Origin of the sequence: Mesobacillus jeotgali, assembly GCF_900166585.1 — a bacterium.
Taxonomy (GTDB): Bacteria; Bacillota; Bacilli; order Bacillales; family Cytobacillaceae; genus Mesobacillus; species Mesobacillus jeotgali_A.
In genome coordinates this window covers 1,502,216-1,528,245 of record NZ_FVZC01000009.1, presented here as the reverse complement: position 1 = coordinate 1,528,245, position 26,030 = coordinate 1,502,216, and the positions used below count along the sequence as shown (strand labels likewise).

At 38.4% G+C, this 26,030-nt stretch carries 30 protein-coding genes; 22 read left to right on the top strand and 8 right to left on the bottom strand.

Features of this window, described 5'->3' with window-relative positions; genetic code table 11:
- The first annotated feature begins 150 nt into the window (after window positions 1–150).
- Window positions 151–300: a hypothetical protein gene (locus B5X77_RS23445; protein WP_176167364.1), complete on the top strand. Its 150-nt coding sequence runs from the start codon at window positions 151–153 to the stop codon at window positions 298–300.
- A 36-nt stretch (window positions 301–336) separates the two neighbouring features.
- On the opposite strand, the gene B5X77_RS23835 is transcribed toward B5X77_RS23445, so the two are convergent.
- Window positions 337–462, bottom strand: coding sequence for a hypothetical protein (locus tag B5X77_RS23835; protein ID WP_257391847.1), 126 nt, complete (start codon window positions 460–462; stop codon window positions 337–339).
- A 257-nt stretch (window positions 463–719) separates the two neighbouring features.
- On the opposite strand from B5X77_RS23835, the gene B5X77_RS17710 reads away from it, so the two are divergent.
- Window positions 720–1,325: a hypothetical protein gene (locus B5X77_RS17710; protein ID WP_079509260.1), complete on the top strand. Its 606-nt coding sequence runs from the start codon at window positions 720–722 to the stop codon at window positions 1,323–1,325.
- A 41-nt stretch (window positions 1,326–1,366) separates the two neighbouring features.
- Here the strand turns inward: B5X77_RS17710 and B5X77_RS17705 are convergent, their stop codons facing one another.
- Window positions 1,367–1,819 carry a hypothetical protein gene (locus B5X77_RS17705; RefSeq protein WP_079509259.1) on the bottom strand — a complete coding sequence of 151 codons (453 nt, stop codon included), beginning with the start codon at window positions 1,817–1,819 and terminating at the stop codon, window positions 1,367–1,369.
- A gap of 158 nt (window positions 1,820–1,977) precedes the next feature.
- Between B5X77_RS17705 and B5X77_RS23440 the strand changes: the two genes are divergently transcribed.
- Both B5X77_RS23440 and B5X77_RS17700 read left to right on the top strand, forming a co-directional pair.
- Complete coding sequence (locus tag B5X77_RS23440) at window positions 1,978–2,115, top strand: hypothetical protein (protein WP_176167363.1); 138 nt, start codon at window positions 1,978–1,980, stop codon at window positions 2,113–2,115.
- 122 nt (window positions 2,116–2,237) lie between these two features.
- Window positions 2,238–2,702: an STAS domain-containing protein gene (locus tag B5X77_RS17700; protein ID WP_176167362.1), complete on the top strand. Its 465-nt coding sequence runs from the start codon at window positions 2,238–2,240 to the stop codon at window positions 2,700–2,702.
- Between the two features lie 33 nt (window positions 2,703–2,735).
- On the opposite strand, the gene B5X77_RS17695 is transcribed toward B5X77_RS17700, so the two are convergent.
- The gene (locus B5X77_RS17695) at window positions 2,736–3,161 is read right to left on the bottom strand and encodes a CBS domain-containing protein (RefSeq protein ID WP_079509257.1); all 426 of its coding nucleotides are present in this window, start codon (window positions 3,159–3,161) and stop codon (window positions 2,736–2,738) included.
- A 198-nt stretch (window positions 3,162–3,359) separates the two neighbouring features.
- Between B5X77_RS17695 and ltaE the strand changes: the two genes are divergently transcribed.
- Entirely contained in the window at window positions 3,360–4,385 is a 1,026-nt protein-coding gene (gene ltaE / locus B5X77_RS17690; protein WP_079509256.1) for a low-specificity L-threonine aldolase, read from the top strand.
- Between the two features lie 35 nt (window positions 4,386–4,420).
- Here ltaE and B5X77_RS17685 read toward each other — a convergent pair whose 3' ends face one another.
- Window positions 4,421–5,203: a GNAT family N-acetyltransferase gene (locus B5X77_RS17685; protein ID WP_079509255.1), complete on the bottom strand. Its 783-nt coding sequence runs from the start codon at window positions 5,201–5,203 to the stop codon at window positions 4,421–4,423.
- Between the two features lie 165 nt (window positions 5,204–5,368).
- Here B5X77_RS17685 and B5X77_RS17680 point away from each other — a divergent pair, with 165 nt between their 5' ends.
- The 10 genes from B5X77_RS17680 to B5X77_RS17640 all read left to right on the top strand — a co-directional run bounded on the left by B5X77_RS17680 (window position 5,369) and on the right by B5X77_RS17640 (window position 14,650).
- A complete protein-coding gene (locus B5X77_RS17680) occupies window positions 5,369–5,674 on the top strand; it encodes an antibiotic biosynthesis monooxygenase family protein (RefSeq protein WP_079509254.1) in 306 nt (101 codons plus the stop codon).
- Window positions 5,671–6,024, top strand: a complete 354-nt coding sequence (locus B5X77_RS17675; protein WP_079509253.1) for a globin family protein — start codon at window positions 5,671–5,673, stop codon at window positions 6,022–6,024. Before B5X77_RS17680 ends, B5X77_RS17675 begins: the two co-directional genes overlap by 4 nt.
- Window positions 6,025–6,049: 25 nt before the next feature.
- A complete protein-coding gene (locus B5X77_RS17670; RefSeq protein ID WP_079509252.1) occupies window positions 6,050–6,712 on the top strand; it encodes a cobalamin B12-binding domain-containing protein in 663 nt (220 codons plus the stop codon).
- Window positions 6,699–7,445, top strand: a complete 747-nt coding sequence (locus B5X77_RS17665; RefSeq protein ID WP_079509251.1) for an STAS domain-containing protein — start codon at window positions 6,699–6,701, stop codon at window positions 7,443–7,445. Before B5X77_RS17670 ends, B5X77_RS17665 begins: the two co-directional genes overlap by 14 nt.
- 376 nt (window positions 7,446–7,821) lie before the next feature.
- Window positions 7,822–9,096 (top strand): S8 family peptidase, encoded by a 1,275-nt coding sequence (locus B5X77_RS17660; RefSeq protein WP_079509250.1) that lies wholly within the window; start codon window positions 7,822–7,824, stop codon window positions 9,094–9,096.
- 181 nt (window positions 9,097–9,277) lie between these two features.
- A complete protein-coding gene (locus B5X77_RS17655; protein WP_079509249.1) occupies window positions 9,278–10,498 on the top strand; it encodes a helix-turn-helix domain-containing protein in 1,221 nt (406 codons plus the stop codon).
- A 330-nt stretch (window positions 10,499–10,828) separates the two neighbouring features.
- On the top strand, window positions 10,829–10,957 hold the full coding sequence (locus B5X77_RS23830) for a hypothetical protein (RefSeq protein WP_257391846.1): 129 nt from the start codon (window positions 10,829–10,831) through the stop codon (window positions 10,955–10,957).
- Window positions 10,958–11,067: 110 nt separating this feature from the next.
- Window positions 11,068–13,356 (top strand): ATP-dependent DNA helicase, encoded by a 2,289-nt coding sequence (locus B5X77_RS17650; protein ID WP_079509248.1) that lies wholly within the window; start codon window positions 11,068–11,070, stop codon window positions 13,354–13,356.
- 129 nt (window positions 13,357–13,485) lie between these two features.
- Complete coding sequence (locus tag B5X77_RS17645) at window positions 13,486–14,019, top strand: sigma-70 family RNA polymerase sigma factor (RefSeq protein ID WP_306807383.1); 534 nt, start codon at window positions 13,486–13,488, stop codon at window positions 14,017–14,019.
- Window positions 14,009–14,650, top strand: a complete 642-nt coding sequence (locus tag B5X77_RS17640) for a hypothetical protein (RefSeq protein ID WP_079509246.1) — start codon at window positions 14,009–14,011, stop codon at window positions 14,648–14,650. The genes B5X77_RS17645 and B5X77_RS17640 overlap by 11 nt, the downstream gene beginning before the upstream one ends.
- Before the next feature lie 53 nt (window positions 14,651–14,703).
- Here the strand turns inward: B5X77_RS17640 and B5X77_RS17635 are convergent, their stop codons facing one another.
- Together B5X77_RS17635 and B5X77_RS17630 are read right to left on the bottom strand one after the other, a co-directional pair.
- Window positions 14,704–15,447, bottom strand: a complete 744-nt coding sequence (locus B5X77_RS17635) for a uracil-DNA glycosylase family protein (RefSeq protein ID WP_079509245.1) — start codon at window positions 15,445–15,447, stop codon at window positions 14,704–14,706.
- Between the two features lie 17 nt (window positions 15,448–15,464).
- The gene (locus tag B5X77_RS17630) at window positions 15,465–16,109 is read right to left on the bottom strand and encodes an alpha/beta family hydrolase (protein ID WP_079509244.1); all 645 of its coding nucleotides are present in this window, start codon (window positions 16,107–16,109) and stop codon (window positions 15,465–15,467) included.
- A gap of 386 nt (window positions 16,110–16,495) precedes the next feature.
- Between B5X77_RS17630 and B5X77_RS17625 the strand changes: the two genes are divergently transcribed.
- Together B5X77_RS17625 and B5X77_RS17620 are read left to right on the top strand one after the other, a co-directional pair.
- Window positions 16,496–17,257 carry a MerR family transcriptional regulator gene (locus tag B5X77_RS17625; RefSeq protein ID WP_079509243.1) on the top strand — a complete coding sequence of 254 codons (762 nt, stop codon included), beginning with the start codon at window positions 16,496–16,498 and terminating at the stop codon, window positions 17,255–17,257.
- 160 nt (window positions 17,258–17,417) lie between these two features.
- Window positions 17,418–17,693: a YkvA family protein gene (locus tag B5X77_RS17620; protein ID WP_079509242.1), complete on the top strand. Its 276-nt coding sequence runs from the start codon at window positions 17,418–17,420 to the stop codon at window positions 17,691–17,693.
- Window positions 17,694–17,781: 88 nt separating this feature from the next.
- Here the strand turns inward: B5X77_RS17620 and B5X77_RS17615 are convergent, their stop codons facing one another.
- On the bottom strand, window positions 17,782–19,524 hold the full coding sequence (locus B5X77_RS17615; RefSeq protein ID WP_079509241.1) for an AAA family ATPase: 1,743 nt from the start codon (window positions 19,522–19,524) through the stop codon (window positions 17,782–17,784).
- Between the two features lie 325 nt (window positions 19,525–19,849).
- On the opposite strand from B5X77_RS17615, the gene B5X77_RS17610 reads away from it, so the two are divergent.
- The 5 genes from B5X77_RS17610 (at window position 19,850) to B5X77_RS17590 (ending at window position 25,507) form a co-directional block, all read left to right on the top strand.
- Window positions 19,850–21,094 (top strand): MFS transporter, encoded by a 1,245-nt coding sequence (locus tag B5X77_RS17610; protein WP_079509240.1) that lies wholly within the window; start codon window positions 19,850–19,852, stop codon window positions 21,092–21,094.
- A 286-nt stretch (window positions 21,095–21,380) separates the two neighbouring features.
- Window positions 21,381–23,042 carry a DUF6044 family protein gene (locus tag B5X77_RS17605; RefSeq protein ID WP_079510286.1) on the top strand — a complete coding sequence of 554 codons (1,662 nt, stop codon included), beginning with the start codon at window positions 21,381–21,383 and terminating at the stop codon, window positions 23,040–23,042.
- An 18-nt stretch (window positions 23,043–23,060) separates the two neighbouring features.
- A complete protein-coding gene (locus B5X77_RS17600; protein WP_079509239.1) occupies window positions 23,061–24,095 on the top strand; it encodes a glycosyltransferase family 2 protein in 1,035 nt (344 codons plus the stop codon).
- A complete protein-coding gene (locus B5X77_RS17595) occupies window positions 24,052–24,546 on the top strand; it encodes a GtrA family protein (RefSeq protein ID WP_079509238.1) in 495 nt (164 codons plus the stop codon). Before B5X77_RS17600 ends, B5X77_RS17595 begins: the two co-directional genes overlap by 44 nt.
- A gap of 133 nt (window positions 24,547–24,679) precedes the next feature.
- Window positions 24,680–25,507 (top strand): undecaprenyl-diphosphate phosphatase, encoded by an 828-nt coding sequence (locus B5X77_RS17590; RefSeq protein ID WP_079509237.1) that lies wholly within the window; start codon window positions 24,680–24,682, stop codon window positions 25,505–25,507.
- Between the two features lie 100 nt (window positions 25,508–25,607).
- On the opposite strand, the gene B5X77_RS17585 is transcribed toward B5X77_RS17590, so the two are convergent.
- Window positions 25,608–25,760, bottom strand: a complete 153-nt coding sequence (locus tag B5X77_RS17585) for a YpzG family protein (RefSeq protein WP_079509236.1) — start codon at window positions 25,758–25,760, stop codon at window positions 25,608–25,610.
- Window positions 25,761–26,030 lie beyond the last annotated feature (270 nt).

Genomic DNA, 26,030 nt, shown 5'->3' with positions numbered 1-26,030 from the left:
CTTTGATAGGCTAAAGGAAGCAAGGACTAAAAGTCATTATAAGTTTAAGGAAAAATAATATTGACCATTATATGCCTTGATTCAGCCTGGGTTTGCCGCTGATTTTAAAAGGGAATAGCCTAAATACTAATGCAAGGAGGGAAAGCTACCATGGAGAATTCAAAAAAAAATCAGCAAAGCCTGGTTGAATATGAACGTGAAAAACTAGGAGAAGACAAAAAGATTGATGAATTCAAGGACCAGGGAAGGGTTCCCGACCAGCAACAAAGGTTAAAGGACCAGGAAAATTTAAGGAAATAAAACGAAACGAGCCGGAAGAGAACCCGGCTTGTTTTTTTAAGAATCGAAAGGATAGGAAATTCTCACCCCTACAATCGACCCTGGAAGGGTATCATCATTTTCAACCATTTTCATGTATGCTTCAAATTCTTCTTTCAGTTCTTTGGGCGCGCCTTCCTTCATGTGCCAATTTCCCGGTTCATCAACAAAGAATGGGCTTGTCAAGAATTTTTTTTCTGATCTGGCATATTCTTTCCCTCCACTTTTCTATTTACGATTCCTTCTTTCGCATTTATTTATGTTTTATTTTTCGTTTTTTTGCCGAAGTTTATTTTTTTTGGTCGAAAAAGAGAAAAAATTTGCATTCATGTAAGGAAAATTTTTACTAATGTGGAATCTATATTATAGAAATATAGAAATTGAAAAAGGGGTAAATCAAATTGAGCGCACATAATGCCGATCGTGCAGGGAGTCTATTGATTACTGCTGCTGTTATTTTATTCTTTGCTGCCGTACCAATGGGGATATTCATCGTCTCATTCGTACACCAATCCTTTTATCTGAATAAGACGCATTGGTTTTTCGACAGCCCAATGTCATCCTATATCACAATGGTTGCTATGTTTCTGATCATTCCTGTATTTCTCATTATAATTGCGACCTATCTGTTTAAGACAAATGAATCGAGGAAAAGAAATGCCAATGTCTCAATTGCTTCCTTGATTACATTGGTTCTCATGATTTCTGGGAGCTGGTTGAGTCTTGATAATTATTATTATATGGATGAAAGTGGACTGCATTATGACGAGCTTTGGAAGCTGGACAAAAGTGTGTATTCATGGAATGACATTACGGCCATGAAACAAATCAATAAAAACGATGGCGGAACATTAACACCGGAGAAAGTGATTTTCACATATGGTAAAGAAGAGATTGAGTTACCTTTGAGTCCGAAACTCAGGAATGAGATCGAACCTGTAATTGCTTATGTCGAAAATGCTAAGGGGGTCAAGCTGGTAATGGAAAATGTGACAGCAGAGGACTAAAAAGAACCTTCCAGTCATTTTGATGGAAGGTTCTTATTTTCTTAACGTCTTTCTCCTTTAATAAAGTATTGAAATCCATATGCAAGTATAGAAAAGGAATAAATCACACTGAAAAAATAAACAGGTTTCAATCTGTCTAATTGGTATATGTTCATTTTCTTAAAAAGATGACTTAGTGGGAACGCTAAAAGGTAATCAATCACGAGATTGATTCCTAAGTACTGCCAGATGCTGCCGTAGGCCAGCCGGAAAACCCATAGATTTGCCGTGAGGAATGGGCCGAGTGTGAAACTCAGGTCATTTATGATTTTGGAACCCAATCCTCCTGAAACCCTCCATAGTTTATAAGGTTTCGATAAAATTAAAAGAATGAATACCAAGCCTGTAACAAATAATGAAACAGGCAAAAAATGTTTAAATGCTTTTTTAGGATAAAGCAGCAAGGTAGCCCAGGAAATCAGTACCATCATCAGCCTGAAAATATTATGTATCATTTCTTCTCCTTAGAATTTCTAATTCGTTATTAGGTATAGTTTCTCCAGTTTTACAAAATATAATAACGTAATTAAAGAAGTTTCCGTTGCCAGTGGGAAATATTTATGTTAAGTTAATCCACAAACATGACTTTTGTCCTATTAAGGAGAATTTTGCCATGATAAACGAAGAAGAGAAATTAATATTCTTAAAAGAACTTGGCCGTTTGATTGACGATTATAAAAGATGCTGTGATGACGAATTTCAGGAACAGATTTATGAAGACATCATGGAATTAATAAATGTAATTAATTAAACAATGTTGACCTGGACTGCTTCTTTGAAGGAAGCAGTTATTTTGGCTATACAAAATAAAGGTGGAAAGGTATGATAGTAAAGCAGAGATAACATTGCATCATTGGGAGGTTATGTCCAATTTTGGAAACGAATAGGCTAAAAGAGCTTGAGGAAAAAATTCGTGAATATGAAACGGTCATTTCTGAAATGTCTGCTCCAATCATACCTTCTATCGTACCACAAACCATTCTGGTGCCAATTACAGGTTTAATTCGTGCTGAGAGGTTTGATAAAATACGTGTCAAGCTTCTGAACTTTATCCATAATAAAGACATTGAAACAGCAATTATAGATATGACGGATATTAGTGGAGAAAGAGTAGAAGACTTATGTCTTGTAGAGATTGGAAGAGAGTTGCAGGAGTTGTGTTCATCTTTATCTCTAATGGGAGTAAGGACTCTGTTTGTGGGCCTTAATCCTGAATTGGTGAAAAGAATGGTACTGGATGGAATTAAGTTGGAAGCACAAACTTTTTCAACTTTCCAATCTGCACTGAAACATTTGATGAAAGAAAAAGGACTGGAATTCAGAAAAATAACAAATTAAAAAACCCCGTTGGCGACGGGGTTTTTTATTGTTTTACTTTTCAGGAGCGGATGGAGTGGATATTTCTTCTAGAGCATTTCCTGCCTCATCATCCAGCTGGTTTGTTACTGCAAGATCCCCTAATGAAACAATCCCGATCATTTTGCCATCTTCTACTATAGGCAGTCTGCGTATTTGCACATCCGCCATCAGGTCGGCTGCTTCCTCTGCAGACATATGAATAGTGCCTCGGACAGGATCGGTTGTCATAACCTCTGATATAGGTGAATCCATTGAAGCATTTTCAGCCACCGCTTTTATGACAATATCCCTGTCAGTAGCAAGGCCTGCTAATTTGTCGCCCTCACAAATAGGCATTACACCTACGTCAAGCTCCTTCATCTTTGCGGCTACCTCATGAATTGGTGTATCAGGCGTGCAATATTCAACGTCTCTAGTCATTACTTTTTCTATATTCATATTTATAACCTCCGATTTGAATAGTTTATAAAGGCTCTATTAAAAATTGCTGTTTCCAGATTCAATCATTTGGAATTGAATCATCAGCCTTTGTAAAAGAATTACCCGACCGAATGGGAAAAGAAACTGTTAGTTTTTTGCAGAATGTGTTGTTAGAATAAAAGTAATATCATTTAACATAGAAAAGAGGGGTAAGAAGTGATTGATTTAAGAAGTGACACGGTTACAAAACCAACTGAGGAAATGCGCAGAGCTATGTATACTGCAGAGGTAGGGGACGATGTCTACCAAGAGGATCCTACTGTAAGGGAATTAGAAGAAACTGCGGCTGAGCTGCTTGGAAAGGAAGCGGCTTTATTTGTTACTAGCGGGACACAGGGAAACCAAATAGCTGTGCTGACGCATTGCCGACCAGGGCAGGAACTGCTGCTAGAAGAAGAATCGCATATATTCTACTATGAATCAGGAGCAGTAGCTGCACTCGCAGGAGTCCAGACAAGGACTATTCCAGGGCAGAGAGGGGCAATGGATCCAAAGGACGTTATAAATGCAATTCGCACTGCAGATATCCATTTTCCTGAAACCGGCTTAATTTGCCTTGAAAATACCCACAATCGTGCTGGAGGAGCAGTCGTTCCGGTTGAAAATATGGAAGCTATATACAATATAGCATCTGCGCAAAAAGTACCTGTACATCTTGATGGTGCTAGATTATTCAATGCTGCCGCAGCAGCGGGAGTGGACGTTAAGGAGTTCGCTAAATACACTGATACTGTCCAAATATGTTTGTCCAAGGGATTGGGGGCTCCAGTTGGCTCGATCATAGCCGGCAGTTTCGATTTTATTAAAACTGCCCGTAAATGGAGAAAGCGATTAGGCGGGGGGCTCAGGCAGGCAGGTGTTATTGCTGCACCAGGATTGATCGCATTGACAAAAATGAAAGACCGTCTTGGTGAAGATCAATGGAATGCGAGAGTCCTTGCTGAAGCTATCGAATCTATACCCGGAATGAAGCTTGCTCGGCAGCCAGACACAAATATTGTTGTGGCAGATGTCGCTGATTTAAATATCACCTCAGATTTATTCGTGGACAAACTGCGATCTGAAGGAGTGATATCAGGAACCTTTGGTCCAACCTTTGTACGCTTTGTAACGCATTATGATGTAAATGAAGATGATATCCAGAAAGCTATTGAAGCAATTGCCAAGGTTGCCAGAAACTAAAAAAAGGGCTGGATGACGACATCCAGCCCTGAAATTTATCTATACATTGTCCACTGGCCGATATCAGTAAATCCCAGACGCTTGTATATCCTTCCAGCTTCAGGATTGTCATAGAATAGGCAAAGTAGCTTTCCTTCAGCCATAACATCCTTGAACAGCTTTTGCATTACGGCAGTTGCCAGCCCTTTTCTCCGGTATTCCTTATGTGTACAAACGCCTACAATCATTGCAGACATTGAATTTTCTGCCGCAGTTGACGCAGATGCTGCCACTATTCCGTCCCTTTCAATGAAGTAGGTTCTGCCAGTGCCGGATTTTAGAGATTGTAAAAAAATTTCTCGAGCATTTGGATTTGGATAGAATTCTTCAATTTGTGTTCTTAGCTCAATGATTCGATCCGCGTCCTCGGGACTAGCAGTTAAAATGTCTAAATCAGTTTCTTCTAAGCCTGAATCAGTTGAGCATTCCGCAAAATATGTCACTTGCTTTTTACCAAGTTCCAGCCCCGCTATGTTCTCGAATTTTTCAACAAGTTCACTTTTCCCTGATAAAAAGACCTTTTCTGGGTATGCCTTGATTATCTCGGTAAATTCATTTACTGGAAGCTTGTCATTTTTTGCATAAGGAATGAAAGAGTTATGGAATCGAAGCAATACCGCGGATAGTTGCTCATTTTCGAAGTAACCCCATAATTCCTGGAAATCAGAATCATACCCAAACGCCTCAATATCTCCAATGATAAAGAGGTTTAATGCAGCTTCCTCCTTTAAAAAACGCATTACTTCTTGGTTATCTGTGTCTCTAAGTTTTCGAATCATACCAAAATCTCCCTTTTAATAACTTTTAAGTATGATATTCTAAGTAACGAAAAATAACAAGGGTTTTTTTAACATGATTTTTTTGAAATAGCTTAATTTGATAGGGTGTATAAGGAAATGTATAATTGTATTATGTTTGCAGAAAAGGACAGGAGGAGATAGAACATGTATATCGTTCATTCAACAGTAATTATCCCTGAGGGGAAAGTGGATGAAGTGATTGGCATCTATCAAAAAAGATCAAGATTGGTAGATGAATATGAAGGGTTCATTTCCTTCCAATTGCTACAGAATGAAAACAAACCAACAGAATTGACTGTTCAAATATCATGGGATTCCAAGGAAAATTACATAAATTATATTACAAGTGATGCATATAAGAAAGTCCATGAACTTGAAAAAAATTACCCGGACCAGGAACTTGCGGCAATTCGTCCCACTGTTGGGCGGTACCAGGTGGTGGCAAAATGAACAAGTCAAACCTATTGGCGGTTATAGAGGACGTAACAGAGGGAATATATAAGGATTACCCCGACCTGCTGGAGAAATATGGGGAGCGTGGACGGCAAAAATGCAGGGAGGACAACGAACACCATATTAAGTATCTGCAGGCAGCTGCAGAGATGGATGAAGAAAAATATTTTGTTGATTATGCACATTGGCTAGACGGGATATTAACTTCCAGAGGAATGAAAACCGAACATCTGGTTGATAATTTTGCAAGACTGAAGACCGCTTTTCAAAAAATGAATGAAGACGAACATTCAGTGATATATGTTAAAATGCTTGAAACTGCGATTAATTCTTTAAAAAGTGAATAATAACACCAGAATGAGGTGAATCCCGATGGAAAAAGCCATAGAACTAGCACATCTTTTGCTCAAAGGGAATCAGGATGATGCGTGGGTACTAATTGAAGAAGAGTTAAACCTTTCAAAAGAAAGTTTATATATCTACGAAAAAATCATCACACCGGCAATGAGGCATATCGGCTATCTGTGGGAGACCAACAAAATTACAGTAGCTGAAGAACATTTGGCAACAGCTACATGTGATTATCTGCTTGCTCGATATAATTGGGAAAAAAGAAGAAAACAGCAAACTTCCCTGAATGGGAAAAAAGCGATGTTTCTTTGTGTTGAAAGTGAGCAGCACTACCTTGGCCTCAAAATGGCCAGCCAGCTGTTCAATGAATATGGTTGGGAAACAAAATACCATGGACCGAATCTGCCGCTTGAGTATGTCGTGAAAGCTGCAAAAGAGTTGAAACCAGACGTGGTTTGTCTCTCTTTTTCAATCCTTTATCATGCTGAACATCTGAGCCCATATATTAAAGCGCTGGAAAAGCTCCCAAATCAGCCAATCGTGATAGTTGGAGGCAGACTGCTGGAGAAATATGAGTTTCATCGCTACGGATCAGAACGTACAGTTTTCCATAAAAACCTGGAAGACGTGAAAAAGTGGCTTGACCGCCACCAGCATGGAGTGAAATTTAATGTCGGATCTTAAATATTTACCATTACCATATTTTTTGATAGATGCAGAATATAATATTCTTGCCTGTTCGGCAGCAAGTGAAGAGGTTTTTACTGTTGGGAAAAAATTTCTCGATCTAGTCGATTGGGAAAGCCATAACAAAATTAATAGCCTTTTAAATAACAAAGATGGCAGGACAGAAGGCGAATTAATTATGAAAACAAAAGACTCTCCATATGCCTTGTTTGATATTTGTATTAATTGGCATGAACAGAGTGGCCATGTTATTTGCATTGAAAAAGACCATCGATTATCAGAATTGGAAAGTATAGTCCATAAACACAGGGCCAGGCTCGCAGAAACGGATTTAGAACTGCTTAAAAAGAAAGAGCAGGTTGAAAAATCCTTAATGGAAATCAAAAGCCTATCTTGTCCATTTATAAAATTGACCAAGAAAGCAGCTTTGGTACCGCTTTTTGGAGACTTGGATGAAGAATTGATCAGACAAAATAGCAGCAGGGTACTGAATAAATCGCAAGATGGAGGATATGAGGATATCCTGTTTGATCTAAATGGTGTTGGAGAGCTAACCATTGAGGGAGTGGAGGCATTTGTTGCATTGGTTACCGAACTCCAATTGATGGGGCTCCAGCCGTCTATTATTGGAGTAAAACCAAATCATGCTTTTTTCCTTAATCATTCTAGAACAGTTCCTGATGTTCCGTTTCTGAATAGTTTAAGCAAAGCCTTTAAAATATCAAATTAGAGTAGAACACTTCGGTGAAAATCGAGGTGTTTTTTTATGCCGAAAAGTAAATTTTTAATGTTTAAAGCAAGCGTTTTCCCAATAAGGTACATTTCCTTTTTACCATTTTTACAGTGATAGGAAGTAATCCAAAATACATAATTTTTCATAGAAACATATAGAAGCAGTCGAATTGGATATGTCTGTTTTGTACGGAATTTGATTGGTAATTTAATTAGGGAAAAATTGGTAATTAGTGATGCTATTTAGGTTTTAAGCTGCCATTTTTCCCAAACATGAATGCATGGTTAGTTGTTGATAAATACAGAAAATTTACAATATACTTAATTCTGCAGCCGCAAGCTGTAAATTTTTCAAGGGTGAGAGGAGCAAAAGAATGAAGAAGAAAAGAATGATCGGATCCGCAGTACTTAGTTTGGCAATGGGTGTTTCAATGTTTGCTACAGGGGCTTTCGGTGCAGGTCCACAGGAAAGCCAGGATACTTATCGAGTGTTAATCCAGGGTCCGAGTGCAGAAAAAGCAAAAGTAAAAGAACAATACGGTAAGCGTTGGGATTTCGGGAATCAAGGCTTTACGACGGAAGTGAACGGCAAGCAATATCAGGCATTATTAAAAAATAAAAATATTGAAGTATCTCAGGTTGGAACGCATTCTGTCGATGCCAGGGTAGAAGGGAACGGTAAAGGCAAAGGTGACTACACTGCTCAGGCCGCATATCCGTCTGATCAGACACCATGGGGCATTCAAGCAATTTATAACGATAACTATATTCAGGCTACTAGTGGCGGGGATGGAATCAAGGTAGCTGTTCTTGATACTGGCATCAACCGAAACCATATTGATTTGACAGACAATGTGGAACAATGTAAGGATTTCACCCAAACAACATCATCACTGGTCAATGGATCTTGTACTGACCGACAGGGACATGGAACCCATGTTGCAGGTACTGCTGTAGCAAATGGCGGGTATGATGGAGCTGGTATTTATGGAGTTGCACCTCAGGCAGAACTTTGGGGCTATAAAGTCTTGGGTGACAATGGATCTGGATACTCTGATGATATTGCAGGTGCTATCAGACATGCTGCAGATGAAGGTGTTCGTACAGGGACCCGTGTAGTAATCTCAATGTCCCTGGGATCAAGCGGTAAGGATTCAATGATTGCCAGTGCAGTTGATTATGCATACAGCAAAGGTGCTCTAGTCGTTGCTGCTGCAGGAAACAGCGGTCCAAGCGCCAACACAATTGGTTACCCTGGTGCATTAACAAATGCAGTTGCAGTAGCTTCACTGGATAATTCATTTGTAAATGGTACCCATAAAGTTTCTGACTTCTCTTCACGTGGCAACCCAAATACTGACGGTGATTATTACATCCAGGAAAGAGATATTGAAGTTTCCGCACCAGGCGGCGGAATCTACTCTACAGCAGTAGATGGGAACTATACGACAATGAGCGGTACTTCTATGGCAACACCGCATATTTCCGGATTAGCAGCTAAACTATGGTCAGCAAATAAATCATGGACTAACGCACAGCTTCGCAGTGAAATCCAAAGACGTGCTAAACTTTATGACATCAAAGGTGGAACGGGCGCTGCGACTGGTGATGATTACGCATCAGGTTTCGGCTTCCCGCGTGTAAAGTAAATTCAATTCACACATTGGCTAGCCATCCGGGTTGATTAATCCGGGTGGCTTTATTTACTTAATTGAGGTAATATATGAAGAAACAATTTATAATATATAGAATTTTTGAAAAATAGTACTTTTGTACTGTTTAAATTATTGTAAAAGATGGTAGATTAATAAGAAAACGGTAGGTGAACGTATGCAGTTCGGACCACTAATTAAATTTTACAGGATCCAGCAAGGTTTAACACAAAAGGAACTGGCTAATGGCATATGTTCAGTTCCACACTTGAGCAAAATTGAAAGCAATTCAAAAGAAGCAAATGGAGAAACAATCGGTCTTCTGCTCGAAAGGCTGGGAGTCAACCTTGCATCCATATCAAAGAATGAGGAACAGATTAAACATCTCATTAAAGAACTTAATGAAAAAATCGATTTTATTCAGGATGAAGAAGCAGATACAGCAATGGAAATGCTAAAGGAATTAGAAGGGATTATTCCATTTACTACATATCTACATACATATGAGCTTGCAAAATTCAGGTATTTAATTTTTAAAGGAAAGTTAACAGCAGCCAAAGAACAATACGAATTATTAAAGAAACAAAAGAAAATATTTTCCCAACCTCAAATGGCTTTATTTTCCTATTTGCATGCTGTAATGTTATTAAAGAAGAGAATATATAAGAAAGCAGATGAGATCTTAGATACCATAGGCAGGGGATCTAAGTTCGACATACCTGATGGAGAATTATTATATCATCGTGCTTTGGCTAAAACTTCTCTTGATGATTTAGGATATGCTATTTATTATGGAAAGATGGCTCTGCAAGAATTTATGGAAGAACACAATTTTAAAAGAATTCTTCATGTGTTGATGTTGCTTGGTATTAACTATACCAACTCTAAGATTTATGAAGAAGCTCAGGATTGCTATAAAAATCTCATCAGAAATGCAGAGATTTTACAGGAAAAAAAATTATTACCTGAAATCTATCACAATATGGGTTATCTTCAAAAAAAGCTTAAGAACTATCGAGAGGCAATTTTCTTTTTTGAGAAAAGCTTATCTATACAAACAAAAGGAACACAACACTATTTGATTACTCTTTATTCAATTGGGGAAATCCATTATGAGCTGCAAAATGAAGAAAAAGCAAGGGAATCCTTTGAGGAAGTATACCAATTGTCTAAGCACACAGAAAACCGCAAATATAGAATGTTAGCAAATTACTATTTGATGACTTTGGACTCTCCAGAAAAATCTTTAGACTACTCAGAAACAAAAGTAATACCATTTCTTGAAGAAAGTGATGGTAAAAGTGAAGAATTAATTTGGTTTTACAAAATGCTGTCAAACCACTATCGGCAGTTGGGAAGGTTTGATCAAGCAGTAAAATATATAGAAAAAATCAATTAAGGAGGAACTTTGTATGAAAAAAATGTTAACTGCATTAATGACAAGTGCAATGGCACTAGGTGTGTTAGTAGCAGGCATGCCACCAATTCTCCCTCCAGTATAAGAATCTTAAAAAGGCCATTTATCAGGGCCTTTTTGTTTTTTCCAAAACTTTAAATCATTAAACTCTCACTTAGATGACATCAGAATGAATTGGCCAGCTATATTACAACAACTTGGGAAAATTTTAAGACCGTTAAATGACCCCCAGAACCCTCATATAATATACGAACTATTTTCACGAGGCCGAATTAGACAATATTCGGCGGAAACTTACTGAGGAGGTTCGGTATGGGAAGAATTAGCATGGATATTGACGAGCTGTTGGAAGATACAATGGAAATCGCTGAAGAAGATTTGAGCTTTACACTGAACCCGATTGAGATCGACAATTTACTTGAAAATACACGCCATTGGTAATAAGATATGTATCCGTTCCAGTCTTTTCTGGGACGGATTTTTTATGTCATTGAATATATAGGAACATATGTACTATAATATTATTAAGAGCTAGTGGAGGAGGGCGGATCATGAAGCATGTGATAAAAATTCCGGTCAGATCGCTTGCTGAGTATGTATATAAAAGTGGCAGCATTGAATCAGGATTTAGGACGTCCTCTTCATTCGCCGAAGGCTCCAGGATTCATCGTGAAGTCCAAAAGTCATATCAGGAAATGGATCAGAGCGAAGTCTTTTTAAAAACAGAAATTTATTATGATGACCTCTTATTTATCATAGAGGGCCGCTGTGACGGCTTGTTATTGTCAGGGGAGAGTATCATCATTGATGAAATAAAATCCACTTCTTTACCACTGGATAGGATTGAGGAAACCACTAATCCTGTTCACTGGGCACAAGCTGAGTGCTATGGCTATATGTACGTACAGGAACATGATCTTGAAGAGATTGATATACAGCTGACTTATGTCCATAAAAATTCTGGTGATAAGAAAGTCTTCAAGAGGTCATTAAGCAGGATACAGCTGGAGAAATCTATCATGGCGATGGTTTCTGCTTTTGCTCCTTATGCTCTTGTGCGAGTGGAACATGCCTTGAAAAGGGATCTGAGCATTAAAGAACTGGACTTTCCTTTTCCAGAATATCGTCAGGGTCAGCGGCAGCTAGCCGGATCTGTCTATAAGACTATCGAGGACGGCAGAACATTATTTGCCAGTGCGCCCACTGGAATAGGTAAGACTATATCGACCCTATTTCCAGCCATAAAAGCAATCGGGGAGGAACAGATTCAAAAGCTTTTTTATTTGACTGCGAAAACAACGACTAGACAGACTGCAGAGGAAGCCTTCAGACTTATGACTGAAAATGGATTGCGTATGAAAGTTGTGACCATTACTGCAAAGGATAAGGTTTGCTTTACAGGGGAGGGAATATGCAGTAAGGATCAGTGTGAATTTGCAGAGGGATATTACGATCGAATCAACGATGCAGTACTTGATATGCTTGGGAATGAACTTTCCCTCGATAGAAACTGTATAGAACAGTACGCAAGAATGCATAAAGTTTGTCCATTTGAATTTTCATTGGATCTTGCATATGCGGCAGATGCTGTTATTTGTGATTATAATTATATATATGATCCAAAAATCTCTCTGAAAAGGCTTTTCGATGAACAAAAAAAGAAAACAGTACTGCTTATAGATGAAGCCCATAATCTTGTTGACAGAGGCAGGGATATGTTTTCTGCGACCATTGAGAAATCAGCCTTTCTCCAGCTGAAGAGGGAATATAAAGGAAAAAACGTTCATCTGCATGAGGTATCCAAGCATTTGAATGATTATTTTATCCGTATTAGAAAACAGGCTGAACCCAATAAGACAATGAAGTACAGTGAACCTTTCGAGGAATTGAATCAGTTGGCAGCAGAATTTATTGAACATGCAGAAAAAGAACTGCTTAAAGTAAATTCAACCGACCCGGACCTCTTGCTTGAAACTTATTTTATCGCACAAAATTGGCTAAGGATCAGCAAATTATATGATGAACGGTTCATTTTATATGCAGAAATCGAAAAGAGCCAGGTTAAACTAAAACAGTTTTGCATGAACCCTTCTTATTTAATTCAACAGGCAGGGAAAGGTTTCAAAGCAAGAATCCTTTTTTCGGCTACTCTTAGTCCAATGGGTTATTACAGAGATATGCTTGGTGGGGGCATTGGCGATTATACTGCTGTGATCCCTTCTCCTTTTTCTAGTGAACAGATTGATGTGAGAATCCAACCTCTATCAACAAGGTACAGGGAAAGGTTTGATTCGATTCAACCAATTGTCAAAACCCTGACTGATCTTGTTCTGGAATTTCCGGGAAATTACCTCTTTTTCTTTCCATCTTATCAATATCTAAATATGGTACTTGAGGAATGGAGTTTTTTAAATGAGGATATACCCACCATTGTGCAGGGAACTGTGATGGACGAGGCCGAACGAGCAGCATTTCTTGAATCTTTTACCGTAGACAATAATGAATCTCTTGTTGGTTTTGCTGTGCTTGGCGGTGTATTTTCCGAAGGTGTCGATTTGAAAGGGGACAGGCTTAATGGGGTTGCGGTTATTGGCGTTGGACTGCCTCAGCTTGGTTTTGAAAGAGATTTAATTAAAAAGCATTTTGCTTCGTTGGGTAAGAATGGCTATGATTATGCGTATGTCTTTCCCGGAATGAACAAGGTACTCCAGGCGGGCGGAAGACTGATCAGGTCTGAATATGATACAGGCCGGATTCTTTTGATCGATGACCGTTACTTACAGTCTAAATATCAAGCTCTTCTGCCTGATACATGGAAAAAATTCACGATATTAACTTGAGGACACCCTTCTTTAGAAGGGTGTTTTTTACTGACTTTCTGCAGATATGCCGGCAAATGATTTTTTTACAGGAAATTAAAGCCAAAATGGCGAATCTACCGTCTAATGGATAACAAAGTATACAAGGAGGTGCATCTATTGCTGAATTTAATAAAGAATGCTCAGAGGGGTAATGATAAAGCATTTTTGGAGCTTTTCAAGCAATATGAGCAGGATATTTACCGGATGGCCTACATCTATGTGAAAAATCAGAATGACGCTATGGATGTTGTCCAGGAAACTGCCTACAAATCGTTTAAGTCCATCAAGGAGCTCAAAGAACCTAAATATTTTAAAACCTGGCTGATCAGAATAGCAATCAGCTGTTCACTTGATATATTGAGAAAAAGAAAAAACATAGTACCTTTAAAGCCGGAGTTTGAGATTTATTCAACAGAAGATTCACAAGCGGACCTACTTTCTGAAGTTACATTGAAAGATTTGATAGGAAAACTGCAGGAGGAAGAAAAGAGTGTCATTCTTTTAAGGTTCTTCCAAGGGTTAACTCTTAAGGAAATAGCAGACACGCTTCACATCCCCCTTGGCACAGCAAAGACCATTCTATATCGAGGCCTTGGAAAACTAAGACAGAATATTAGGGAGGAAGAGGCAAATGAACAATAAAATATTTTCAGAAGTAAGCAAGATAGAGATACCTGATGAACTTAGCGCAAGAAGTGAACTGGGTGTTCGAATGGCAAAAAACGAAATGGGCAGCAAATCAAACAAAAGATGGATGCTAATCGCAGCGCCGGCTATCGCTGCAATCATTGCATTTTCGGCGGCAGGTTCTGATCTGGTTTTACAACAACCTCCTAAAAATCCAGAAATACAAAATTTACAGGCCAGTTATGCATTTGATATTTCGGATCATAATCAACTAGTTGGCTGGGCAGATAATGTTTTTGTAGGAAAGGTAATAGAAGCGGAAGGAACTAGTAATGAAGATGGCATGCTTGAAACCCAATTCCGGGTCGAGGTCGCAGAAAATATCAAAGGCCACTTGGAAGGCATGATAATTGTGAACCAACAGGGAGGATATGAAGGAAATAAGCTGTTATTAGTTGAAAATGATCAGCTACTGAAGGAAGGTGAGAGCTATCTATTCATATCACGACATAACAATCAGCGAAAGTGGCATTCAATTGTTCCTGTTTATGGAGATATTCTAATTAACAATGAATCACATAGAGACGAATTGATCATCACCTTCAAATCGGCTTATGAGAATGAAATTCCTTATGAAGGAAGGTAAGGAGTGCAGATAACAATTTTAGGCCATGTTTCATGGCCTTTTTAGCACTTTTCTCATCCCTGAACGATTTTAAAGAATCTGATCATGGTATCTCTCATCTTCTCTTTGTTTGTGATAAATTGCTGCTTGCGGTGTCCATTTGCACCAGAAGGATGCGGAAAACCGAAGAGAATGTTATTCTCGTCCAGGAGCCCTTCATTTATATATGCTCGCATGATTTCCTCGACACTCTTTCCCAGCGGGATTACGAGTGCATCCTGAAGCATGGCAGCCTGAGGATCAAAGTACTCTTTTAAAAAACTCAAAAGGAGTTTGCTTTTTAAGATCTTCGGACTGTGTCCAGTATAATTCCTCCCATTCACAAATACCGCAAATGAAATTAATGAAGTAGTATGGAGCAAATAATCTTTCTCAGCAAATAGTTCTGAACTAGAATTCAACGAAAGATATTTATGCAAATCGAGTTCATCAAGCATTTCAATGATATTCTTTCGGAGGATCCCTGAAAATCTTGCTTCTCGCTTGCATTGATAAAGAATTTCAGAAACAGGATGATGTTCTTCAATCAAGTGACGGGCGACAGTGATAGATTTGCTCATTTGTTGAAAACCAGGGGTAATTCCTACGATAAAAATTTTAGCATTCGGATTTATGTATTCGTTATGTGTGCAATAATAGACATCCAGGGAACCTGAATTAGCCAATAAGAAATCTTTGGTTAAAAGATCCTCTCGTGAATACCTTTCTTTTAAAGGGAGCTTTGCAATTTTTTCTATGTAGTCATTAAGTTTTGCCATGCATACACCCCTTTCTCTTAAAGGTTAGATATCTCATTTATAATCTTTTTAAGAATATCAATTGATTCTATTGGGTGATCTGGATTATCAAGACTATGATTTGAATTCGGAATGAGCAGAGTTTGCATATTTTCACTAATTGCCACTCTATCAAATCTTTCAGAAATAAAATATGGATCTCTGTCTCCAATGATGCATAATCCTCTTTGGCTGGCGGTCAGCATCTTTTCATAAACAGCATCCAATTGTAATAATGGTGTTAACCAAACAATTTTAGCCTTCGAAAGCTCAAGTCGATCAGCAATAGCTGACAAGGCTATGGTACCCAGAGATTTGCCGATTAATGTAAAATTATCGTAAGAATGATTGTTGGCCAAGTAATCAAAGACTGAATTGACATCAGAAGATATCTGCATTATTTCTTCCTCTATACTATTTGAACCTGCCTGAGGGACAGTGTAATTATAGTTAACGTGAAGTACGTCAAACCCTTTATTCAAAAAGATCCCTGTAGAATAGTGAAATAGCGGGCCTTGTACTGTATATCCTTTCCCCGGCAGCATCACGGCAATAGACGATCCTTGCTCACCATGACTCAAAAGTTGAAACTGAATTGGCTGACCTCTATAGCCTGCGACAGATTCCTTAAAGATATGAACCATTAAAAAACCTCCTTGATTTTTTCTATATTATACTTGAAAACCAAATTTATGGATGTATTTTAATAGCCGTCCATAAATATTTTTACTTGTCCCAATTCAAAATCCAAGCTCTCATTAACATTCATAGACATTTCAAAACGGTTACAAGAAACTGATTTTAATAGACATATCAATAGGAATGGCAGAAACTGTTTTAATAAAGATACTATTAGTAGAATCAGAGCAGAGCAATAAGTCTGTCCAAGGGATGATTTTCTTAGGAATCAAAAGACTCCAGAAAATAATGTTAATTATAAAATTGTTATGTAAACTTTAGTAATATTGAAAACACTCTTGACCCTTACCTTAGGTAATAGTTTAAATTTAAATGCGGAGGTGATAAGGCCATGTTCAGAGTAAAGGAAGTAGCAAATCTCACCGGAGTGAGTGTAAAAACCATGCATCATTATGACAAGATCGGTTTGCTTAAGCCAGAAGATGTGACAAATGCTGGGTATCGGTTATATTCGGACAGAGACCTGGAGCGCATGCAGCAAATATTGTTTTTTAGAGAAATGGATTTTTCACTGCAAGAGATAAAGGATATTTTGGACCGACCAGATTTTAATAGGAAGGAATCGTTAAAGAAACATAAGGAATTGCTACTTAAGAAAAAGAAGCGTTTAGATGAAATCATCAGGACAGTGGAAAAGACGATTAAATCGATTGAAGGAGGATATCAAATGGAGGAGAAGGATATGTTCAAGGGTTTCGATATGAAGGAAATACTGGAACATCAGAAGAGATACAGTGAGGAAGCAAAGGCAAGGTACGGAAAAGAAGCAGTAGAAAAGACAGAAAAAAAGATTGCTGACTATACATCAGAAGACTGGGGAAATATTCAGGGTAAAACAGAAGAGATTTACCAAAGATTAATCAACGGTATGCAGGATGGTCCAGGAGATCAGGCCGTACAGCAAGCAGTAGCGGATTGGCGGCAATTAATCACAGATCATTATTATGACTGTACCATTGAAGTCTTTAGAGGGCTGGGGAATCTTTACGTGGAAGACCCACGTTTCACAAAGAATATCGATAAATATCAGCAAGGACTGGCAGCTTTCTTTAAGAAAGCGATTCACCATTATTGTGATCAGCAAAATAAGTAAACCATATTTGGCAGCCAAATTATTCATGGCTGCCTCTTTTTTATGAAAATGAAACCAATTTAAGGGTTAATCGTATATAGTTATGCAGGAATAGTGTTTCATATCTCTTAAATAGTGAAAGAAAGAATATAAGAGTTTCTTGCAGGAAGGTGTGGTAAAAATGAAGAAATTTTTTAAGAGAATCAGGTTGATTTTTAAAGTGAAGAGATTTGTTCCATTTCTAATAGAATTTTTTACAACAGGTTTAGTTCCGCTGAAGCAAAAGATCATCTCGGCTGGCTTGATTATAGGTTATTTTTTGCTTCCTTTTGACATTATTCCGGACTTCCTGACACTTATTGGGATTGTGGATGATGTTGGAGTACTATTAATTATATTCCAGCAGATTATTAAAATGGCACCTGCTGAGTTAAGGGAGAAACATAAATTAAAATAAAAAAAGTCCGCTTTTGTAAACAGAACAACCTTGCGCTAACAATTGTCCAGAAAAAAAGGATTTCCGACTCTCGGAAATCCTTTTTGGGTTAAATCATTGCATATTGATCTTCACGGAAACGGGTTTTATCCTGGACGATTTCATCTACTTCGGAACCTTCTAGTGTTTCTTTCTTTAATAATGCATCTACTAGATGTCCAAACTGGTTTTGATGTGCCCTGATAATCATTTCGGATTTTTCAAGAGCATCATCAAAGAGTTCCTGCATTTTCGTTTCTCTTAGTCCTTTGCTGAAGGTTAGTGTAAAGCCTTCCTGCAACAGACCAGTATCAACCATTTGTTCAATGATTTGTTTAGCCTGCTGGACATCCCCGCTTACCCCGATACTATGCTCGCCGAGGAACATTCTTTCTGCTACTCCACCAGCCAGAATCATGGCAATACGGTCAATCAAATCACTATGTGTCGATAATTGAAGCTCTTTTGGAATGGGAGCTACGTAACCAAGTGCCTGACCGCGCGGGATAATTGTTGCTTTCCTGACAGATCCAGGCTTAGTGACTGCAGAAACTAGCGCGTGGCCAGCTTCATGGATGGCGACCCTTCGCTTTGTGTCGGCATCCTGCAGTGCCCTGGAGGTGCTGCCCAGGATCGTGCGGTCCAAAGCGTAATCAATGTCGTTTTTTGATATGAAATCCTGGTCATTCCTTAATGCACGTCTGCTGGCCGTTTCAAACAATGATTGCAGCTCAGCTCCAGAGAAACCTGAAGTACTTTCTGCCAGGTCATCAATTGATGAGATCACATCATCGGCAAGGTTCTTTCCTTTAATATGGATATCAATGATTTCTCTTCTGCCTTTAGTATCCGGAAGAGGCACGTTGAATGAGAAATCAATCCGACCAGGTCGAAGGAATGCATCATCAAGCATATCTTTCCTGTTTGTTGCAGCAATGAATAGGATGCCATCGTTTGAATGTCCGCCGTCAAGCTGGACAAGAAGCTCAGTGAGTGTTTTTTCCCCTTCTTCACCGCCATGAGGCTTCCGCTTACCTGCCAACGCATCGACTTCATCGATGAAAATGACCGCAGGACCCTGCTTTCGTGCACTTTGGAACAAGCCTCGCACTCGAGAAGCACCTACTCCGATGAACATTTCATTGAACGCCGATCCGCTGGCAGAGAAAAAGTTTGCATTCAGTTCACGGGCAATCGCTTGAGCAAGCAAGGTTTTGCCTGTACCTGGAGGGCCGTATAAAAGAATACCATTAGGAGGCTTAATCCCCATCTTGGCTGATTTTTCTGGATTTTTTAAAATGGATAGTGTTTGGCTGATTTCCTCTTTCATTTCTTCCTGTAAACCGCCAACGTCCTCCAGAGTAATAGATGGCAAAGGATTAGGCTTTGAAAGGCTATTTTTCATGCGATTACCGGCACCTATTCCACCGGTTTTCTTTTGAACTACAAATGCAGCCCCCATCAAAAGCAGCAGGATCCCGCCAAGAATCCAGGCACCATATTTACTATTATTCATATATTCATAACTAATATTATGTTTTTCTACTAATTTATCTACCATATCACTGCCGGGGGGAACTTGGGAAACAAATGTTGTATCTTCGGTTTTAAGTATGAGGGTTCCATCCATTTGTTCTACTAGTGTAGCTTTATCCCCGTTAAGGCTTTCAACTGAATTGACAAGGGAAGTAAATGGTACGGATACTTGTTCCTCTTTATTTTGCACGACAAAAGTCGCTGCAATTGTAACAATAACCATAAACGCCGCAAAAAGCGGAAGGACTTTAGAAACAAATTTCGGATTTGAATTCATGCTTTCAGCTCCTTATCGAATCTATATACCATTATAAGTAATATACCAATGTTATAAATGGGTAAATTGTCGTGGAGAAGGTGGTAAATATATGTAACTACCAAATCCTTAGTTTAAGAGAGCTTAAAATGCGGGTATAGAGCATATTCCATTGATTTTTTATTGGGAAATTTTTTATGAACAAATTGTGACTCTTGAATTAATTTGGTATTTTTTGTAATTAAATTTAGATAGGTACTTGAAACTTTTGGAAGTTCCCGATAGGATGAAAGAGAATTAGTTAGGTATATTCCGACAACTTTTGTCTATATCAGGAGGGGTTTGCTTGAAGGGATGGAAAAATCCCATCTTATTGATTCTGGGAATAGGGATTTCCAACATTGGCAACTGGATTTATTTTGTGGCAATAAACATATTGGTATTAAAGATCACTGGCTCTGCAGCAGCCATTGCCGGATTGTTCATCATCAGGCCGCTGGCAATCTTGTTGACCAATACCTGGGCCGGGAGCGTCATCGATCGCGTAAATAAAAGAAGATTGATGATTTTGATTGATATTCTTCGTGGTATATTAATTGCAATCATTCCTTTTTTCACATCACTTGTTCCAATTTACCTCATCATGTTATTGACAAATATAGCTGGAGCCTTTTTTGGCCCCACATCTGAAACTTACATAGCGAAGCTTGTACCACCCGAAAAGAGAAAAAAGTTCAATTCCATCTTTTCATTCGCAGCATCAGGAGCAATGCTTGTCGGACCAAGCGTATCAGGTTTGCTTATCATGTACGGAAGTATTAATACCAGCATTTATATTAACTCTGTAACCTTCTTTTTCTGTGCAGTTGCTATCTACTTTCTGCCAGACGTTGATGGTGAACTTAAGAACGAATCCTATAGAGCCCCGATTACTTTGAAAATGATAACTGAGGATTGGAAGGCAGTGATCGATTTTGGGAAAACTGCTGCAGGATTTATGGTGGTATTCTTAATTTTTCAATTCATTACCCTGATATCCTTTACACTTGATTCACAGGAAGTAACCTTTATACAGCAGGTCATCGGCTTATCAGAAAAAAATTACGGCTTACTGGTGAGCCTTACGGGTGCTGGATACGTGGCCGGTTCCTTTGCGGTATCAGCACTGGCAAATCGGCTATCAACCAGAACACTGCTTGGACTAGGCTCTTTTTTATCTGTAGGCGGATACTTAATGTTTTATTTGGCTACATCGGAGAGTATTCCTGTCGCTGTTGTTGGCTTCATTATCATCGGTTTTTTCTCGCCCTTTTCGTTTACCGGCTACACAACTTTTTTCCAAAACAATGTACCGTTAGACTTGATGGGCAGATTCAGCAGTGCTTTTGCATTTTTTCAGGCAATGCTTCAAATCTTGTTAACATTACTTCTGGGGTATTTGGCTGAAATAATAAAACTGCAAACAGTAGCCATTGCATTCTCAGCTATCGGTCTATTACTGGCAGTAGTCTTGACATCAATCGTTTTCCTGCAATCCAAGAAAAATCTTTTTATATTGGAAGCAGAGGGGAAATTAACAAAAGAGGGTTAAAGAAGCTGTACTGGTGTTCACCACTGGTACAGCTTTTTTCATTTCTGAGATAACTCTTTATTACATAAAAATTGAAGATTAGTTGAAAATACCTGTGAAAAAAGTTCTTTCCGTATAAGTTGTCGCTCTATCAAATTTTCTCCTGAATAAAATTGTAAGTCACCTTCGAAAAGAGTTGAATAAAGCATATTATATGCACTTTAACAATTAAGGGAATATTTTCTTTGGTTGTGCAAATCTTATTAAAGCGAATATAAAATTTGAGGTGTAATGTGATTTGTCTTATATGCAGGATAAAGAGAGTAAATTCATCATACTATCGCTAATCGTGATTTCACTCTTTGTATCGCCGTACTTTATATTGGGAGAAGAAGCCCATATCCGGGTCCATGACAATCTGGATTCTAATTTAGCTTGGTATAAGATTCTTGCTGAGAGTGGTCAAATTTCCGGATCAGTAAAATCTGATATTCCTCAAGTCATTAACGGACTTCCCAGAAATGCTCTTGGGACGGAATTCAGCCTGATTGTTTGGCTTTATGTTTGGTTCCCAGTAATGACAGCCTATGGAATAAGCCAGGCTATCACCAGGTTTTTTGCATTCCTGGGAATGTATTTGCTATTAAAGGACCATTTTATTACCGCGCCAGATAAATACCTGATTCGAATAGGAACCGGATTGGCATTTGCCTTAACCCCGTTTTGGCCGTCAGGAATGCTGAGTACTTTGGGAATGCCTTTGGCTTTGTGGGCTTTTCTGCATATCAGACAGGGCAAAGGAAAGTGGACTTCCTATCTTACTCTTACGCTCTTGCCATTTTACTCTAGTATTGTTTTAGGATTTTTCTTTTTTCTATGCGCAATGGGAATTCTTTGGCTAAGGGATGTTATCCGATGCAAAGATTTCAACTGGCGCTTTTTGCTCGCTATCGTCTATATGACAGCAGTCTTCCTGATTACAGATTATAGACTTGTCTACTCTTTCCTGTTTGATGGAGTTCCTAATAGCAGGGATGAATATTTTCACGCACGTTTGACGTTCCTTCATTCTGTAAAGCTGACCTTAAAAAACTTTATCTATGGTCACACCCATGTCATGACTGTTCATACGTTTATCATCCTGCCGGTCATTATGACAGCCATGATTTTAATATGGAAGCATAGGAAGTGGAAACAAGAGGGCGTTTTTACAGTTTTATTCCTGTTAAATATTGTCTTATCAGCATGGTACGCATTTTGGTTTTATAAAGGGTGGCTTCCTTTAACCGAAAGGTTCCATTTCATGGATACCTTTAATTTTGCCAGATTTCATTTTTTGCGACCGTTGATCCTTTATATCCTCTTTGCCGCTGGTCTGGGAATCCTCTGGGAAAACAAGCGAATGAGAAGAGCTGTTCCTTTGTTAATTGCAGCACAAATCACCTTATTATTGTTAACCAATGAAGAAATAGTCTATAGCAAAAAGCCGAGTGTAAGGGAATTTTTTGCAGGGGAACAATTTGAAAAAATAAGAGACCATATCGGTAAACCTCAAAGCAGCTATCGGATTGCGCATATTGGGCTCCATCCCGCCATCGCCCAGTATAATGGTTTTTACACTTTGGATACCTATAATAATTTTTATCCTTTAAGTTACAAATATCAGTTCCGGAAAATAATTGAAAACGAGCTAGATAAAAATAAACAGATCCGAATTTATTTTGATCAATGGGGAGGGCGTTGTTACCTTTTTACCGATGAATTGGGCAAGCATTATATGTTCAAGAAAAACTCTAAAAAAAGGATAAGGAATCTGGATATCAATACTGCGCAACTAAAACAATTGGGTGGAGAATATATCTTTTCTTCTGTCCCGATCGATAATGCAATGGAAAATAATTTGAAACTTGATAAGATTTTCAACTCTGAGTCCAGTGCCTGGAAAATTTACCTCTATGAAGTTTTATAACACCAAGGAGGCCAATTCATGAATATTCCAATTTTAACGATTATTGTTCCCTGCTACAACGAGCAAGAAGTTTTGGGAGAAACGATTGAACAGCTGAAGGCAAAGCTTGAACAGATGATAATAGGAAAAATGGTTTCAGATAAAAGTAAAATACTCTTTGTTGATGACGGGAGCAAAGACAGTACCTGGCATATGATTTATAAAGCGAGCCTTAAAAACGAGATGATAAAAGGGTTAAAGCTATCACGAAATGTCGGACATCAAAATGCCTTGCTCGCGGGTCTATTTTCTGCAAAAATGTCTTCAGATTGTATGGTGACCATCGATGCGGACCTTCAGGATGATGTCGATGCAATAAATGAAATGGTGAAAAAATACATTGAAGGCTACGAAGTTGTTTATGGAGTAAGGAGCAGCAGAGAATCGGATACATTCTTCAAGCGGTTCACCGCCGAAGGTTTTTATAAGTTAATGGACAAGCTTGGAGTCAAATTAGTCTTTAACCATGCCGACTTCCGACTGATGGGCAGGCGTGCGGTCGAAGAATTGGAGCATTTCGCTGAGAGCAATATGTTTTTACGTGGGATTGTACCATTAATTGGGTTCAATTCTGCAAATGTATATTATGAAAGAAAGGAAAGGCTTGCGGGCGAAACAAAATATCCCTTGAAAAAAATGCTGGCATTCGCCTTTGATGGAATAACATCATTTTCAGTTACCCCAATCAGGATTGTTATGCTTGTAGGATGCCTTTCTTTCATTGTAAGCCTGATTTTTGGAATTTATTTTTTAGCTTTAAAGTATTTCGGAGATACAGAACTTGGGTGGACATCCTTGATTACATCCATCTGGCTAATAGGCGGACTGCAACTGATAGCACTTGGGCTGGTTGGTGAATATATTGGAAAAATTTATAAAGAAACCAAGCGCAGGCCAAAATTTATTATAGATGTTGACTTGTTTAACCTGCCGGTACCAAGAAGATTGGTGAATAGGGAAGGGGCGGAGTATGAGTCAATCGTTGAAACACGGAAGCTATCTGAGAACAACTAACCCGCTGAATAAGTGGATTGGAATCCGTTTTACGAACTGCCTTCCGTTCTTAAGGTTCCTTTTAGTTGGCGTACTTAATACTTTTATCGGGATGGGCTTGATGCTACTGTTAAAAAACGGGCTTGAATGGTCATATTGGCAGGCTACCTTCACAGGTAACACAGTAGGTGCTTCTGTCAGTTTCCTTTTAAATAGAAGGTTTACCTTCCGAAGCCAAGTCCCCATAATGGTTGGTGCATCTAAATTTATTTTTATTGTTTTGGCCAGCTACTTTGTTTCTTTCTCGCTCAGTCACAGCTTAACAAAAATGCTAAATAGCGCCGATATTTATTTGCGCTTTATGGACTTGGACAATATTGCGATCTTTTTGGGGTCTATCATCTACACTATTACTAATTTTTTTGGACAAAAATTATTTGTATTCAAAGAAAACAAAAATTGCAGCTCTTGAGGCTGCTTTTTTTATTTGACTAAATATATAAAAAAAGTTAAAACTGAAAGAGTGCATTCGGCTTTTGCCGCTATTAATATCGATTCTGGGCAATAGCTTCTGAAAATATATTTTTAAAGGAGCAAGACATTAAATGAATATTTGGGAATTATTTGTAGCATTCATACTGGGATTAGTAGAAGGATTAACTGAATTTGCGCCTGTTTCGTCTACAGGGCATATGATTATTGTTGATGACTTGCTGCTGCACTCGAAAGAATTATTTACAGAACCGGTTGCGAACACCTTTAAAGTTGTCATTCAATTAGGTTCTATACTCGCAGTGGTCATAGTTTTCAAAGACAGATTTCTTAACTTATTAGGTTTACAAAAAGGAGTTTCAATCACTGACTCTAACGGAAGGCTAAGTCTTTCAAAAGTAATTGTAGGCTTGATTCCTGCAGGGGTGATTGGCGTTTTATTCGAGGACTATATTGACGAGCATTTGTTTTCTGTGGAGACCGTCGTGATCGGGCTTGTATTAGGGGCTATCCTGATGATTATTGCTGACCGTTTGCATCCAAGAGTCCTTAAGACTGAAGACGTTGATCAGATTAGCTATAAGCAGGCTCTTGGTGTCGGATTATTCCAATGTATGGGCTTATGGCCGGGCTTTTCGAGGTCTGGATCGACTATTGCTGGTGGCGTACTGCTCGGTTTAGGCCACCGTGCAGCTTCTGATTTCACTTTCATTATGGCGGTACCAATCATGCTTGGTGCCAGTGCGATTTCTTTATTGAAAAATTGGCAGTATTTTACCATGGATGCCTTGCCTTTTTTCGCGGTGGGATTCATTAGTGCATTTGTATTTGCATTATTGTTCATTCGATTCTTCCTAAAACTCATTGACAAAATTAAGTTAATGCCGTTTGCGATTTATCGAATCATCCTAGCTGGAGTTATATATTTTATCTTTCTCTAAATTTTCAAGCCTTTTGCTAATTTGATTTTCTATTATAGAAAAGAAAAATATAGCTGGAAAAGACGCATAGAGCGTCTTTTCCTTTTTTTGTTTCAAAAATTCAAAAACGGTGCGCTTTCGCATTACTTCTCGCAAGTATAGTGTTTTTTGTTACCTGGGTTTCACCATTGACTTGCGAATTGGTATGCTTCCGCCTAGTCCAAGTGTGGTGGAATAGTTGTGAGTGTGGATCCAAATGATCTTTATAACTCATACAATCACCTCATGATTGGATTTTTGAAACGCTGGATATTCACCGGAATATCATTTATATCGTTTGTATTAACCGTTGGCAATATACAGGTCTATCGGTGGGTATAGAAATCTTTTCTTGCTTTTTTGGAACTTTTTACAATTTTCATCGTATTAATCTATAGAATCGCATACGTGATTTTTTTAATATCTCGCTTTGATATATAGACACTATTGATTTCATAATCAATTTTGAATTTTAACAAAGTATATTTTTAAGGGAAAGAGGAGA

Coding starts and splice junctions, on each gene's coding strand:
- B5X77_RS23445 (WP_176167364.1), top strand. CDS start 151: ATGGAGAATTCAAAAAAAAATCAGCAAAGCCTGGTTGAATATGAACGT.
- B5X77_RS23835 (WP_257391847.1), bottom strand. CDS start 462: ATGAAGGAAGGCGCGCCCAAAGAACTGAAAGAAGAATTTGAAGCATAC.
- B5X77_RS17705 (WP_079509259.1), bottom strand. CDS start 1,819: ATGATACATAATATTTTCAGGCTGATGATGGTACTGATTTCCTGGGCT.
- B5X77_RS23440 (WP_176167363.1), top strand. CDS start 1,978: ATGATAAACGAAGAAGAGAAATTAATATTCTTAAAAGAACTTGGCCGT.
- B5X77_RS17695 (WP_079509257.1), bottom strand. CDS start 3,161: ATGAATATAGAAAAAGTAATGACTAGAGACGTTGAATATTGCACGCCT.
- B5X77_RS17685 (WP_079509255.1), bottom strand. CDS start 5,203: ATGATTCGAAAACTTAGAGACACAGATAACCAAGAAGTAATGCGTTTT.
- B5X77_RS17680 (WP_079509254.1), top strand. CDS start 5,369: ATGTATATCGTTCATTCAACAGTAATTATCCCTGAGGGGAAAGTGGAT.
- B5X77_RS17675 (WP_079509253.1), top strand. CDS start 5,671: ATGAACAAGTCAAACCTATTGGCGGTTATAGAGGACGTAACAGAGGGA.
- B5X77_RS17670 (WP_079509252.1), top strand. CDS start 6,050: ATGGAAAAAGCCATAGAACTAGCACATCTTTTGCTCAAAGGGAATCAG.
- B5X77_RS17665 (WP_079509251.1), top strand. CDS start 6,699: ATGTCGGATCTTAAATATTTACCATTACCATATTTTTTGATAGATGCA.
- B5X77_RS17660 (WP_079509250.1), top strand. CDS start 7,822: ATGAAGAAGAAAAGAATGATCGGATCCGCAGTACTTAGTTTGGCAATG.
- B5X77_RS17655 (WP_079509249.1), top strand. CDS start 9,278: ATGCAGTTCGGACCACTAATTAAATTTTACAGGATCCAGCAAGGTTTA.
- B5X77_RS23830 (WP_257391846.1), top strand. CDS start 10,829: ATGGGAAGAATTAGCATGGATATTGACGAGCTGTTGGAAGATACAATG.
- B5X77_RS17650 (WP_079509248.1), top strand. CDS start 11,068: ATGAAGCATGTGATAAAAATTCCGGTCAGATCGCTTGCTGAGTATGTA.
- B5X77_RS17640 (WP_079509246.1), top strand. CDS start 14,009: ATGAACAATAAAATATTTTCAGAAGTAAGCAAGATAGAGATACCTGAT.
- B5X77_RS17635 (WP_079509245.1), bottom strand. CDS start 15,447: ATGGCAAAACTTAATGACTACATAGAAAAAATTGCAAAGCTCCCTTTA.
- B5X77_RS17630 (WP_079509244.1), bottom strand. CDS start 16,109: ATGGTTCATATCTTTAAGGAATCTGTCGCAGGCTATAGAGGTCAGCCA.
- B5X77_RS17625 (WP_079509243.1), top strand. CDS start 16,496: ATGTTCAGAGTAAAGGAAGTAGCAAATCTCACCGGAGTGAGTGTAAAA.
- B5X77_RS17620 (WP_079509242.1), top strand. CDS start 17,418: ATGAAGAAATTTTTTAAGAGAATCAGGTTGATTTTTAAAGTGAAGAGA.
- B5X77_RS17615 (WP_079509241.1), bottom strand. CDS start 19,524: ATGAATTCAAATCCGAAATTTGTTTCTAAAGTCCTTCCGCTTTTTGCG.
- B5X77_RS17605 (WP_079510286.1), top strand. CDS start 21,381: ATGCAGGATAAAGAGAGTAAATTCATCATACTATCGCTAATCGTGATT.
- B5X77_RS17600 (WP_079509239.1), top strand. CDS start 23,061: ATGAATATTCCAATTTTAACGATTATTGTTCCCTGCTACAACGAGCAA.
- B5X77_RS17595 (WP_079509238.1), top strand. CDS start 24,052: ATGAGTCAATCGTTGAAACACGGAAGCTATCTGAGAACAACTAACCCG.
- B5X77_RS17590 (WP_079509237.1), top strand. CDS start 24,680: ATGAATATTTGGGAATTATTTGTAGCATTCATACTGGGATTAGTAGAA.
- B5X77_RS17585 (WP_079509236.1), bottom strand. CDS start 25,760: ATGAGTTATAAAGATCATTTGGATCCACACTCACAACTATTCCACCAC.